Source organism: Streptomyces odontomachi (genome assembly GCF_024435355.1).
Taxonomy (GTDB): Bacteria; Actinomycetota; Actinomycetes; order Streptomycetales; family Streptomycetaceae; genus Streptomyces; species Streptomyces odontomachi.
Window position 1 is genome coordinate 1 of the sequence record NZ_JAMJWG010000016.1, and the last position, 13,223, is coordinate 13,223.

Sequence of the window (13,223 nt, forward strand, 5' to 3'; positions counted from 1 at the left end):
CTTCCCTTCGGTGTTTCCGACTCTATCAGACCGTCTTGCGTGGTCTGACGCCCTGTCATTGGGCTTCACGGGTTCCGCCGTTAAGCGGTTGCCGTGGTGTGAACCTTAGCGGAAACCTGTCCGCCGGGGCGAATCGAGGTCGCCTTGGCGTACGCGGTATTCCTCATTCCGGCACGCGCACATAACGAAAGAGACGACACGAAGTCGACAGTCTCGAGATGGTTGATGCGGAATGGTGTCCGGGGACCGACGGGTCGGCGCTCACGGCGGACAACTCGAGAGACACTACGAGCCGGGCCCAGGCGTGTCAACTTCATTTCGCCTGGCCAGCTCCTGCCAGAGCACGGTCCACTCCGAAGTCGACGTGGGGGACGGGCCGTTCAGCCGGTGCCGGTGGCGAGTTGACGGCTGCGGTCGCGGGCGGCTTCGAGGGCCGCGATGAGTGCGGCGCGTACGCCGTGGTTCTCCAGCTCGCGGATGGCGTTGATGGTGGTGCCGGCGGGCGAGGTGACGTTCTCACGGAGTTTGACGGGGTGCTCGCCGCTGTCGCGGAGCATCACCGAGGCTCCTATGGCGGCCTGGACGATGAGGTCGTGGGCCTTGTCGCGGGGCAGGCCGAGGAGGATGCCGGCGTCGGTCATGGCCTCGACGAGGAAGTAGAAGTACGCGGGGCCCGAGCCGGAGAGCGCGGTCGCGGCGTCCTGCTGGGTCTCGGGGACGCGCAGCGTCTTGCCGACGGCGCCGAAGACGGCCTCGGCGTGGGCCAGGTGCTCGCCGGTGGCGTGGGTGCCGGCGGAGATGACGGACATGGCCTCGTCGACGAGCGCCGGGGTGTTCGTCATGACGCGCACGACGGGGGTGCCCTCGGCGAGGCGTTGCTCGAAGTACGAGGTGGGGATGCCGGCGGCGCCGCTGATGATGAGGCGTTCGGCCGGGGTGTGCGGGGCGAGCTCGTCCAGGAGCGTGCCCATGTCCTGGGGCTTGACCGTGAGGATCAGGGTGTCCGCGGTCTTGGCGGCCTCGGCGTTGCTGACCGGTGCGACGCCGTAGCGGGTGCGCAGTTCTTCGGCGCGCTCCGCACGGCGGGCGGTGACCAGCAGGTCGGCGGGGGCCCAGCCGGCCCGGATCATTCCGCTGAGCAGGGCCTCGCCGATCTTTCCGGTGCCGAGGACTGCAACTTTCTGGGTCATGAGCCGTGCCCTTCGGGGAGTGCGTCGTCCGGCTCCAATCCTTGCACCCGGGGTGTGGAGCGGGGCGGACCGTCCGCGAGGCGGACGGCGTGGCGTGGGCCCCCCTGCCCACGGCAGCGGGGCCCACGTCCGTTCCGCCGGGCGGTCAGTTGGTGCGGCGGCGCAGGGTCGCGGCGCCGAGGCCCAGGACGAGCAGGGCGCAGCCGGCGACGATCACGATGTCTCGTACGAATTCGCCGGTGAGGTCGGTGTGCAGGACGACCTCGTTCATGCCGTCGACCGCGTAGGACATGGGCAGGACGTCGGAGATCGCTTCGAGTACCGGGTGCATGTTGGAGCGCGGTGTGAAGAGGCCGCAGAGCAGGATCTGGGGGAAGATCACCGCGGGCATGAACTGGACCGCCTGGAACTCCGAGCGTGCGAAGGCGGAGACGAACAGGCCCAGGGCGGTGCCGAGCAGCGCGTCGAGCAGGGCGACCAGGAGCAGCAGCCAGGGGGAGCCGGTCACCTCGAGGCCCAGGCCCCAGACGGCGACCGCGGTGGCGAGTGCCGACTGGATCACGGCGAGTCCGCCGAAGGCGAGAGCGTAGCCGCCGATCAGGTCGGACTTGACGAGGGGCATCGCGAGGAGGCGTTCGAGGGTGCCCGAGGTGCGTTCGCGCAAGGTCGCGATGGAGGTCACCAGGAACATGGTGATCAGGGGGAAGATGCCGAGCAGGGCGGCCCCGATGGCGTCGAAGGTGCGTTCCTGGCCGTCGAAGACGTAGCGCAGCAGTACCAGCATCACGCAGGGGACGACGATCAGCAGCGCGATGGAGCGCGGGTCGTGGCGGAGCTGGCGCAGGACGCGGGCGGCGGTGGCCACGGTGCGGGAGAGCGAGGGGCCGGAGTGGCGCCGGGGCGGCGTGGTGGTCGGAGCGGCCGGCTGGTCGGTGCGGGGGCCCGCGTTCATCGGGTGGTCTCCTTGCCTTGACGTGCGGGGTCGGTCGCCCGGGACGGTGTGGTGGTCCGGCCGGAGGCCTGGTCCACCAGGTGCAGGAAGGCCGCTTCCACGGTCGGGGTGTCGGTGGCGCTGCGCAGGTCGTCCGGCGTGTCGTCGGCGAGGATCTCGCCCTCCCGCATCAGCACGAGCCGGTGGCAGCGCTCGGCCTCGTCCATGACGTGCGAGGAGACCAGCAGCGTGGTGCCGCGTTCGGTGGCGAGGGAGTGGAAGAGGTGCCACAGGTCGCGGCGGAGCACCGGGTCGAGGCCGACGGTCGGCTCGTCGAGGACGAGCAGTTCCGGCGCGCCGAGCAGGGCGGCGGCCAGCGAGACGCGGCCCAACTGGCCGCCGGAGAGGTTGCCGGCGAGCGCGTCGGCGTGCGTGGTGAGGTCGACGTCGGTGATGGCGCGGGTGACGGCCTCGTGGCGGCGGCTTGCGGCGGCCCGGCCGGGGTCCAGGACGGCCGCGAAGTAGTCCAGGTTCTGCCGGACCGTCAGGTCCTGGTAGACGGACGGTGCCTGGGTGAGGTAGCCGATCCTGGGCCGCAGCGCCACGCTGCCCGCCGGTTCGCCGAGGACGTCGAGCGTGCCCGTGACGTTGGCCTGGGTGCCGACGATCGCCCGCATCAGGGTGGACTTGCCGCAGCCGGACGGGCCGAGCAGGCCGGTGATCTGACCTCGCGGAACGGTGAAGCCGAGACCGCGCAGCACGGTACGCCCGCCGCGTACGACGGTGAGGTCCGCGGCGTGCACCGCCGGGGGCTGGGCGGAATTATTCATCATGCGATGAATAATGGCGGGAGGCGGGTCGAGCGTCAAGCGGCTCGCTTCCCTCTCGGGTCTCGCTCGGGTCTTACTCGCCTCCCTCTCGCTTCCCTCTCGGTTCTCCCTCGGTTCGCTCCCGCTTCCCTCCCGGTGTCGGCGGCGACGGGGCCTCAGGTGGTCGGGCGTCTGGTCGTGAGGAGGTCGACGACGTAGGACTCCTCCAGCATCTCGTCGGGGAACTCCTTCCTCAGGTGCGCGCGCTCCTCGGTGAGGAAGGCGGTGGCGTCGTCCCTGGCCATGACCAGGAAGTGCGAGTGGCTGCCGAGGTTGGCGAGGTGTGCGTCCAGGTGCACGCGGCGGCTCCAGCGCACCTGGCTGTGGGTGAAGTCGACGTCCAGCTCGGTGCCGAGGGCTCTGAGACGGTCGGCGGTGCCGCGCGCGCCCGTCGTGGCGCCGCAGTGTCCGCTGATCCGTTCGTGCTGGGCGGCGAGCCAGGGGACGTCGGGGTCCGGGACGTTCCACCACAGGGCGAGCGTGCCGCCGGGGCGCAGCACGCGCATGGCCTCGGGGGTCGAGCGGGCGGGTTCGGTCCAGTGCCAGGACTGGGCGTAGGTGATGACGTCGGCGGTGGCGTCGGCCAGGGGCAGGGCGTTGCCGTTGCCGCGGACCAGGGGCACGTCGGGGAGAGTGCGGCGGAACTGCGACGCCATGCCGTCGCCCGGTTCCACGGCGACGACGTGCGCACCGCGGCCCGCCAGCAGCGCGGTGGCGATGCCGGTGCCGGCGCCCACGTCCACCACGCGGGCCCCGGAGAGCGGGCGGCCGGTGAGTTCCTCGACGGTGTCGAAGAGGGCGGGCGGGTACGAGGGGCGGTGGGCGGCGTACTGGGCGGCCACGGCGTTGAAGGAGTGGGCGCGGGACGGCCTGGGCGGGGTGGTCATGGCCCCATCCTGACCCTGACGAGGGGGCATGACCGCGTGGTGCCGGGCCACTGGGGCTACTGGCCGGTACCGCGGGCCGCGTCGGTGTGGCGCGATGAAGCCGCTACTTTGGTCGCAGACGACGGGACGGGACAGACGGGTCGGGGTTCCGGGGGAGGTCGACCACGATGCGGCTCCGTGCGGGGGATCCGGAAGCGATCGGCGGGTACACGCTCCAGGCGCGCCTCGGCGCGGGTGGCATGGGCACGGTCTTCCTGGGGCGCACGCCATCCGGCCAGCCGGTTGCGATCAAGCTGATCCACCAGCAGTTTCTGCACGACGACGAGTTCAGGACGCGGTTCCGGCAGGAAGTGTCGGCGGCGCGGCGGGTCAGCGGCAAGTTCACGGCGGCCGTGGTCGACGCGGATCCGGACGGTGCGTACCCGTGGATGGCGACCACCTACATCTCCGGGCCCACCCTCGCCCAGCGGATCGGCGAGCACGGCGCGCTGCACGGCCCGGAGCTGCGCACGCTGGCCATCGGCCTGGTGGAGGCGCTGCGGGACATCCACCGCGCCGGGGTGGTGCACCGCGATCTGAAGCCGTCCAACGTGGTGCTCTCACCGGACGGTCCGCGCGTCATCGACTTCGGCATCTCCCGCGCCACCGATCACCAGACGCTCACCATGACGGGGCGGGTGATCGGCACGCCGCCGTTCATGTCGCCCGAGCAGCTGCGGTCGCCGCGCGAGGTCGGGACCGAGTCGGACGTGTTCTCGGTCGCCACGCTGCTGGTCTACGCGGCCACCGGGCAGGGGCCCTTCGACGCCGACAGCCCGTACATGGCGGCGTATCAGGTGGTGCACGAGGCCCCGGCGCTCGGCCGGGTGCCCGCGCCGTTGCGGGCCGTGGTCGAGCCGTGTCTGGCCAAGGACCGCAGCGGCCGGCCCAGCGCCGACGAACTGCTGCGGCAGCTGCGCAACCTCCCCGAGGACCTGGTCCCACCACCGGCCACCGAGGAGCCCGCGAACGAGCACGAGGTGGCCGGTGCGGAGGGCGGCACGGAAGGCGGCGCGGAAGGCGGCCCGCCCGCGAGAAGGGATGCGGGGACGGCGGTCCCGGACTGGGTGATCGCGGGGAAGGACGCGGCAACGTCCCGTTCGCTCGGGAACGGTGCCGTCTCGGGCGCCGCGAAGGACGCGGACGACGAGGCGGACGCGGACGTGGCGACCCGGCTGCTGACCGGCGGTGCGTCGCAGGCGGCCACCGCCGCGGCGCCCGAGGCCACGCAGGGCCGGGGCACCGACGCCGACCCCGGTTCCGCCGACCGCCCCACCCTCTCCACCCGAGCGTCCGCAGCCGCACCCACCTCGGCGTCCGACGCCGACGACTTCCCCACCCACGTGGCCGCCGCCGTGACCACCGCGTCCGCGGCGTCCGGCGCACCCGCCGCCGCGGACGCCGGCACCGACAAGGACCCCGGAGCGCCCGCGCGCACGGCGCACGAGGCCCCGCTGTCCGAGGTCCGTGACCGCCCCCACGCCACGTTCACAACCCGTGTGCTGCGCAGGCGCTGGCGGACCGCCGTCGCCGTCGCCGCCGCGGTGGCCGCGATCAGTACCGGGGTCGCGCTGCTCGGTTCCGGCGGGAGCGACCAGGAGCGGGCGGCCGGCGGGGGTGCCGGCGCGGGCGGGAACGGGCGCGGCTCGGTCACCGTCAAGCAGGCCCCGTTGCCGCCCGGTTTCCAGCCGTGGCAGAAGACGGTCTCCGGCGGGCGGCAGATCCCGGACGAGCTGCGCTGCGTGGCGCGCGGCGACTCGGCCTACTGCGGTGGTGGCGGGCTGGTCGCGGCCCGGCTCAAGGTGGCGGACGGCACGCTGGTGTGGAAGCAGGCCTCGCCCGGGTTGCCCGTGCACGGCATGCACATGGTCGGGGTCGCGGACGACACGGTCGTCGGCTACCAGATCGCCGCCTCCGGCAGCGGCCCGTTGCAGATCGTGGGGCTGTCCACCACCGACGGCAGGCAGTTGTGGTCGGCACGGATCGCGGACAGCGCTGCGGCGTTCACGGGGCAGCCGACCGAGGCGACGTTGCTGGACGACACGGTGTTCTCGGTCAACGTGGACCGCACGGCGATCGAGGCCCGCCAGGCGCGCACCGGCAAGCTGCGCTGGGCCAGTGCGTTCCCCGCCGGTTCGCGATGCATCCCCTTGGTGGCCGGGAGCCACGCCTACGCGATGTGCGGGCCGGTGTCGGAAGCGAACGCCGCCGATGTGACGCACCCCGTCTTCCACACCCTCGATCCGGCGACCGGGCGGCTGGGCAACCCGGTACCGGTCACCGGGCACCTGGTGCCGATGGGCACCGCGGACGACGGTTCGCTGGTGGTGCTGCGGGAACGCACGGAGGGCACGGTCTTCGACGGGTACACGCACGTCGTGCGGATCGACCCGCGCCGTGCCCGGGCCACGTCCGTGCCCGTCGCCTCCTACTCGGGCACCGCGCCCGGCATGGCGGGCGGCACGCTCTACTTCTGCGGCGACGACGGTGTGATCCACGCGGTCGATCCGGTCACGGGCAAGGAGAAGTGGTCGACCCAGACGAGCGTGGAGGCGGCGTCGGGTCCCCGACTGGCGCGCGGGGTCCTGTACTTCGGCGCGGCGAGCGGGCGGGTGGTGGCCCTGGACGGGCGTACCGGGCGGATGCGGTGGAGCACGAATCCGCGTTCGCCGTCGTCCCACGGGGAGTTCACGGGGGAGTTCGGGTCGGAGCCGCGGGTCGCGGTGGCCGGGGGCGCGCTGGTCGTGACGGCGCGCGGCAACCTCGTCTTCTCGTTCGCCGCGGGGAAGCCACCGAAGGCTTCCTGAGCGCCGGGGCGCGTCCGAATGCCTCGCAAGCCCCGGGGGGGGCGTCCGAATGCCTCGAAAAGCCCCCGGGAGCGTCCGAATGCCTCGGAGTGCCGGGGCATCCGGACGTCCCTCCGTGCCTTCTCAGCAGCGCGGCGCCACGTAGCCGTCGGTGCCCGTGTCGATGTACGCGTCGGAGACGTAACGGCCACTGCCGACCCGGTCCCAGATGTTCGACGGGCCGAGGGGCCCCGGCACGTTCTCACCCGGTGTCTGGCAGTCGATGCTGACCCGGCTGCCGGCGCTCAGGCTGCCCACCTTGGAGTAGGTCGTGCCCGGTCCCGAGCGGACGTTGACGTTCGCGACGACCCGGTAGCTGGCGGCGGTCACGGCGGCCGCCGTGGCCACGTCCGCGGCGCCGATGGCTTCGGCGACGGCTGCGTCGGGCTCGGCCGCTCTGGGCGTTTCCATCCTGTCCGTCATCTGTCCTCCCCCTGATGTGCACGGCCCACGTCCGACGCGTGCCGTGCTCCCCCAATGGATGATCTCCGGCTGGTTCGCCACAGACAGAGACGTTCCGGGCGGCGCCGCAGTTGCACCGTTGGGCAACCGCGGTACCGGCCGGGGACGGAGGCGAGCACGGGGCCGAGAAAGGGCCGGGAAAGGACCGAAAAAGGGTCGAGAACGGGCCGAGAACGGGACGGCTGGTGGTCAGCCGAGCTTGGACACGTCGCGCACCGCTCCCTTGTCCGCGCTGGTCGCCATCGCCGCGTAGGCACGCAGCGCGGCGGAGACCGGGCGGTCACGGTCGGCGGGGGCGTACGTGCCGTTCAGGGCGGCGCGCCGGGCCTCCAGGGTGGCGTCGTCGACCAGCAGCTCGATGGCGCGCCCGGGAATGTCGATGCGGATCCGGTCGCCGTCCTCGACGAGCGCGATGGTGCCGCCGGACGCCGCCTCCGGGGAGGCGTGACCGATCGACAGGCCCGAGGTGCCGCCGGAGAAGCGGCCGTCGGTGACCAGGGCGCACGCCTTGCCGAGGCCGCGGCCCTTCAGGTACGAGGTCGGGTACAGCATCTCCTGCATGCCGGGACCGCCCTTGGGGCCCTCGTAGCGGATGACGACGACGTCGCCCTCCGTGATCTCCTTGCGGAGGATCTTCTCGACGGCCTGCTCCTGGGACTCGCAGACCACGGCGGGTCCCTCGAACGTCCAGATCGACTCGTCCACGCCGGCCGTCTTCACGACGCAGCCGTCGACCGCGAGGTTGCCGCGGAGCACCGCGAGCCCGCCGTCCTTGGAGTAGGCGTGGTCGACGTCACGGATGCAGCCGTTCGCGGTGTCGGTGTCCAGGCTCTCCCAGCGCTCCGACTGCGAGAACGCCTCGGCCGACCGCTTGCAGCCGGGTGCCGCGTGCCACAGCTCGACGGCCTCGTCGGACGGCGATCCGCCGCGCGCGTCCCAGGTCTCCAGCCAGGCCTTCACGGACGGGGCGTGGACGGTGTGCACGTCCTCGTTGAGCAGGCCGCCGCGGTACAGCTCGCCGAGGATCGCGGGGATCCCGCCGGCGCGGTGCACGTCCTCCATGTAGTACGTGCCCTGCGGGGCGACGTTCGGGGCGACCTTGGCGAGGCAGGGGACGCGGCGCGAGACGGCGTCGATGTCGGTCAGGTCGTAGTCGACGCCGGCCTCCTGGGCGGCGGCGAGCAGGTGCAGGATCGTGTTGGTGGAGCCGCCCATGGCGATGTCGAGGGCCATGGCGTTCTCGAACGCGGCGTGGGTGGCGATGTTGCGCGGCAGCACGGACGCGTCGTCCTGCTCGTAGTACCGCTTCGCGAGGTCGACGACGGTGCCGGCGGCCTTCTCGTAGAGGGCGCGGCGGGCGGTGTGGGTGGCGAGCACCGAGCCGTTGCCGGGCAGGGCGAGGCCGATGGCCTCGGTGAGGCAGTTCATCGAGTTGGCGGTGAACATGCCGGAACACGAGCCGCAGGTCGGGCAGGCGTTCTCTTCGATGCGGAGCATGTCGGCGTCCGAGACGGACTCGTTCACCGCGTCCGACATGGCGTTGATCAGGTCGAGCTTGCGGACCGTGCCGTCGACGAGGGTGGCGCGGCCGGCCTCCATGGGGCCGCCGGAGACGAAGACGGTCGGGATGTTCAGGCGCAGTGCGGCCATCAGCATGCCCGGGGTGATCTTGTCGCAGTTGGAGATGCAGATCAGGGCGTCCGCGCAGTGCGCCTCGACCATGTACTCGACGGAGTCGGCGATCAGGTCGCGGGACGGCAGGGAGTAGAGCATGCCGCCGTGGCCCATGGCGATGCCGTCGTCGACGGCGATCGTGTTGAACTCGCGGGGCACCGCGCCGGCCGCCTTGATGGCCTCGCTGACGATCCGGCCGACCGGCTGGAGGTGGGTGTGGCCGGGCACGAACTCGGTGAAGGAGTTGGCGACGGCGATGATCGGCTTGCCGATGTCCTCGCTGGCTACACCGGAGGCGCGCATGAGGGCGCGGGCTCCCGCCATGTTCCGGCCGTGCGTGACTGTGCGGGACCTCAGCTCGGGCATCGTCGCTCGTTCCTTCCTACGGGTTCGACCGCCGCGTACGAGCCTGACGTACGCAGCTCGCCCACGGGCGTGACACCTGCTGCGCCGGCCTCGTGGCTCGTCTCGGTGCGTATCGGTGCGTACGTCTCGTACGGCCGTCTCTCCGGGTACGACTCCTGCGCCGAGCCTACGCCGCGTCTCCAGGATTCGGACCGTCCGTCCGTCATCCGGGATGCGGACGGTGCCCGGGGCGGCGCGGACGCCGGCGGTGGGGGTGAGGTGCGTCACTCGGGGCTGGTGGCGAACCCCGTCAGGTGCCCCTGGACGACCGGGGCGATCCGCACGATGACGTCCTCCGCCGGCACGGACGCCAGCGGCTCGACCCTGATCACGTAGCGCAGGATGGCGGCGCCGACCAGCTGGGCGGCGGCGAGCTCGGCGCGTAGCCGCGCGTCGGGCAGCTCGATCCGGCCGGCGATCCGGCTCAGCAGCTGGGCCGAGACCAGTCGGCGCACGACGGCGGTGGCCGCCTCGTAGTTCAGCGCCGAGCGGACGATCGCCAGCAGTGGCGCCCGGGTCGCCGGATTCTCCCAGACACCGAAGAAGAACCTGGTCAGGCGCTCGCCGACATCTGTCACCGATCCGGCGGTCAGCACCTCGGAAGCGTGCAGGGCGGGCACGAAGGCGACCTCGACCGCGGCCTCGAAGACCTGCTCCTTGGTGCCGAAGTAGTGGTGGACGAGCGCGGAGTCCACACCCGCCGTCTTGGCGATGGCGCGCACCGACGCCTTTTCGTAGCCGCGCTCGGCGAACTCCGTGCGGGCCGCTTCGAGGATCCGGTCGCGGGTCGCCGGGCCCTGGCCGACCTGGCTGCGCGAGGGGCGCCCGCGGCGGCGCGGCGCGGCGGCGGTCATGACCCGGGCACCCGCAGCGGCGCGGCGAGGTGGAGCCGGGTGAAGGCGAGCGCCTCGGCGAGGTCCGCCTCACGCTCGGCGCTGGACATCGCCCGCCGGGTGTTCACCTCGATCACGATATGGCCGTCGAAGGCGCTGGTGGCCAGGCGTTGCAGCACCTCGGCGCAGGGCTGCGTGCCACGCCCTGGCACCAGGTGCTCGTCCTTGCCGGAGCCGGCGCCGTCCGCGAGGTGCACATGGCCGAGACGGTCGCCCATCCGGTCGACCATCTCCAGCGCGTCACAGCGGGCGGTCGCGGTGTGCGAGAGGTCGACGGTGAAGTGGCGGTAGTCGTGCTTGGTGACGTCCCAGTCGGGGGCGTAGGCGAGCATCTCGCGCTCGCGGTAGCGCCAGGGGTACATGTTCTCCACGGCGAACCGCACGTCCGTCTCGCCGGCCATCCGCCAGACGCCGGCGACGAAGTCGCGCGCGTACTGACGCTGCCAGCGGAACGGCGGGTGCACCACGACGGTGTCGGCGCCGAGCCGCTCGGCGGCGGACCTGGCGCGCTGGAGCTTGATCCAGGGGTCGGTGGACCACACCCGCTGGGTGACCAGCAGGCAGGGCGCGTGCACCGCGAGGATCGGGATGCGGTGGTAGTCGGACAGCCGGCGGAGCGCCTCGATGTCCTGGCTGACGGGGTCGGTCCAGACCATGACCTCCACGCCGTCGTAGCCAAGGCGCGCAGCCATCTCGAAGGCCGTCGCCGTCGACTCCGGGTACACGGAAGCCGTCGACAGAGCGACCTTCGCGTCCGGGATGCGTACGGCTGGTTCTGCCACGGGGACAAGGGTACGGGGGGTTCTGGGGCCCTGGATTGTGGCCCTCTTCACGTCAGGGTCCGGAAACGGGGTGTTGCCGGACGAGACCGGCAAAAGGCTCCTGATCCAAACAAATGGGCACGATCTGTACGAGCGGGCCTGATCTGGAGGAGCGAGCCTGATCTGTACGAGCGGGCCTGATCTGGAGGAGCGGGCCTGATCCCACCTGTCCCGACCTGATCCAAACAGGCGGCCCGTTCCATACCGGCGGTGCGTTCCGAACAGGCGGTGCGTTCCGAACAGGCGGCCTACATGCCCGGCATCCGGTCCAGGTGGCGCAGGATGACCCCCTCGCGCAGGGCCCACGGGCAGATCTCCAGGGTCTCGACACCGAAGAGATCCATCGCACCCTCGGCGACCACCGCCCCGGCGAGCAGCTGCCCGGCCCGCCCCTCCGAGACGCCGGGCAGCTTCGCGCGCTCGTCCGCCGCCATCCCGGCCAGCCGCGGCACCCAGCCCTCCAGCTCCTCCCGCTTCAGTTCCCGCTGCACGTACAGGCCCTCGGCCGACCGGGCCGCCCCGCCGATGCGGGCCAGCTGGCGGAACGTCTTGGAGGTGGCGACGACGTGATCGGGTGCCCCGAACCGGCTGAACTCGCCGACGACCCGAGCGATCTGCGCCCGTACGTGCTTGCGCAGCGCCTTGACGTCCGCCTGCTCCGGCAGGTCGCCGGGCAGCCAGGCCGCGGTCAGCCGGCCCGCTCCGAGCGGCAGCGACACCGCGGCGTCCGGGTCCTCGTCCAGGCCGTAGGCGATCTCCAGCGAGCCGCCGCCGATGTCCAGCACGAGCAGCCGGCCGGCCGACCAGCCGAACCAGCGGCGGGCGGCGAGGAAGGTGAGCCGGGCCTCCTCCTCGCCGTCCAGCACCGTCAGCGCCACGCCGGTCTCGCGCTTCACCCGGGCCAGCACGTCGTCCGCGTTGGAGGCCTCGCGCACCGCGGAGGTCGCAAAGGTGAGCAGGTCCTCGACGCCCTTGTCCTCGGCGGTCTGCAACGCCTCGCGCACCGTGTCGACGAGCTGCCCGACGCCCTCCGGCCCTATCGCGCCCCGCACGTCCAGCAGCTGGGCCAGCCGCAGCTCCGCCTTGTGCTTGTACGCCGGGAGTGGACGGGCGCCACGGTGCGCGTCCACCACCAGCAAGTGCACTGTGTTCGAACCCACATCGAGCACGCCGAGTCTCATATGCGGAACGCTACTGCCCGCGCCCCGCCCGGCCTCCCACGGGAGCGGCCCGGCACGCCTACTCTGGATGCGTGCCAAAGACGAACAAGGCAAACGAGTCGAACACAGCGAAGGTCGCGAAGGGGAAGAAGCGGTCGGCGCACACCGGCGGATCGGGGCACCCGTCCGAGCCGGACGAGCAGGGCCTGGACTTTCCGCGCGCCTGGGTGGAGTTCCCTGACCCGGCCGACGAGGAGCAGGTCTTCCGGTGCGACCTGACCTGGCTGACCTCCCGGTGGAACTGCATCTTCGGCTCCGGCTGCCACGGCATCCAGCCCGGTTATCCCAGCGACGGCTGCTGCTCGCTCGGCGCGCACTTCTCCGACGAGGAGGACGAGGAACGCGTCGCCTCCCATGTGGCCAGGCTCACGCCCGACATCTGGCAGCACCACGGGGTCGCCCAGCACACCGGCTGGGTCACGCAGACCGACGACGATGAGGGCGAACCGGACCGCCAGACCAGGCGCTACCAGGGCTCCTGCATCTTCCACAACCGCGACGGCTTCTCCGGCGGCGCGGGCTGCGCCCTGCACATCCTGGCGCTGCGCGAGGGCCGGGAGCCGCTGGAGACCAAGCCGGACGTCTGCTGGCAGCTGCCCATCCGCCGGACCTACGAGTGGATCGACCGGCCCGACGACACCCAGGTGCTCCGGGTGTCCATCGGTGAGTACGACCGCCGCGGCTGGGGTCCCGGCGGGCACGACCTGCACTGGTGGTGCACGTCGGCGCGGTCCGCGCACGGCGCGGGGGATCCGGTGTACGTCTCGTACCGTGCCGAGTTGATCGAGCTGATGGGCAAGGCGGGCTACGACCAGCTGGCCGAGTTGTGCCGTGACCGCCTCGCCGGAACCCTGCCCCTACTGGCCCCGCACCCGGCGGACCCGCCCCGGCTCCGGGAGGACTCCGGGGCACGGCAGGAGTAGCGGCTTTTTTCGGCGGGGCTGCGGGGGCGGTCCTGCCGGGTGCAGTCCCGCTGAGGTGCAGTC

At 72.1% G+C, this 13,223-nt stretch carries 11 protein-coding genes; 2 read left to right on the plus strand and 9 right to left on the minus strand.

Annotation, left to right across the window (positions count from 1 at the left end):
• Positions 1-380: 380 nt before the first annotated feature.
• From proC to NQO67_RS28545, 4 genes are all read right to left on the minus strand, one after another.
• The gene (gene proC / locus NQO67_RS28530; protein WP_255953178.1) at positions 381-1,190 is read right to left on the minus strand and encodes a pyrroline-5-carboxylate reductase; all 810 of its coding nucleotides are present in this window, start codon (positions 1,188-1,190) and stop codon (positions 381-383) included.
• Positions 1,191-1,335: 145 nt separating this feature from the next.
• Positions 1,336-2,142 (minus strand): ABC transporter permease, encoded by an 807-nt coding sequence (locus NQO67_RS28535; RefSeq protein WP_255953179.1) that lies wholly within the window; start codon positions 2,140-2,142, stop codon positions 1,336-1,338.
• Positions 2,139-2,954: an ABC transporter ATP-binding protein gene (locus tag NQO67_RS28540; protein WP_255953180.1), complete on the minus strand. Its 816-nt coding sequence runs from the start codon at positions 2,952-2,954 to the stop codon at positions 2,139-2,141. The genes NQO67_RS28535 and NQO67_RS28540 overlap by 4 nt, the downstream gene beginning before the upstream one ends.
• A 152-nt stretch (positions 2,955-3,106) precedes the next feature.
• Complete coding sequence (locus NQO67_RS28545; RefSeq protein WP_255953183.1) at positions 3,107-3,877, minus strand: class I SAM-dependent methyltransferase; 771 nt, start codon at positions 3,875-3,877, stop codon at positions 3,107-3,109.
• A gap of 167 nt (positions 3,878-4,044) precedes the next feature.
• On the opposite strand from NQO67_RS28545, the gene NQO67_RS28550 reads away from it, so the two are divergent.
• Positions 4,045-6,723, plus strand: a complete 2,679-nt coding sequence (locus tag NQO67_RS28550; protein WP_255953184.1) for a serine/threonine-protein kinase — start codon at positions 4,045-4,047, stop codon at positions 6,721-6,723.
• Between the two features lie 123 nt (positions 6,724-6,846).
• On the opposite strand, the gene NQO67_RS28555 is transcribed toward NQO67_RS28550, so the two are convergent.
• The 5 genes from NQO67_RS28555 to NQO67_RS28575 all read right to left on the minus strand — a co-directional run bounded on the left by NQO67_RS28555 (position 6,847) and on the right by NQO67_RS28575 (position 12,198).
• Positions 6,847-7,185, minus strand: coding sequence for an SH3 domain-containing protein (locus tag NQO67_RS28555; protein WP_255953185.1), 339 nt, complete (start codon positions 7,183-7,185; stop codon positions 6,847-6,849).
• A gap of 228 nt (positions 7,186-7,413) precedes the next feature.
• Complete coding sequence (gene ilvD / locus NQO67_RS28560; protein WP_255953186.1) at positions 7,414-9,264, minus strand: dihydroxy-acid dehydratase; 1,851 nt, start codon at positions 9,262-9,264, stop codon at positions 7,414-7,416.
• Between the two features lie 263 nt (positions 9,265-9,527).
• Positions 9,528-10,157, minus strand: coding sequence for a TetR/AcrR family transcriptional regulator (locus NQO67_RS28565; protein ID WP_255953187.1), 630 nt, complete (start codon positions 10,155-10,157; stop codon positions 9,528-9,530).
• On the minus strand, positions 10,154-10,978 hold the full coding sequence (locus tag NQO67_RS28570) for a sugar phosphate isomerase/epimerase family protein (RefSeq protein ID WP_255953188.1): 825 nt from the start codon (positions 10,976-10,978) through the stop codon (positions 10,154-10,156). The genes NQO67_RS28565 and NQO67_RS28570 overlap by 4 nt, the downstream gene beginning before the upstream one ends.
• A 287-nt stretch (positions 10,979-11,265) precedes the next feature.
• Positions 11,266-12,198 carry a Ppx/GppA family phosphatase gene (locus NQO67_RS28575; protein ID WP_255953189.1) on the minus strand — a complete coding sequence of 311 codons (933 nt, stop codon included), beginning with the start codon at positions 12,196-12,198 and terminating at the stop codon, positions 11,266-11,268.
• 71 nt (positions 12,199-12,269) lie between these two features.
• On the opposite strand from NQO67_RS28575, the gene NQO67_RS28580 reads away from it, so the two are divergent.
• Positions 12,270-13,160, plus strand: coding sequence for a DUF3109 family protein (locus tag NQO67_RS28580; RefSeq protein ID WP_255953190.1), 891 nt, complete (start codon positions 12,270-12,272; stop codon positions 13,158-13,160).
• The last annotated feature ends 63 nt before the right edge of the window (positions 13,161-13,223 follow it).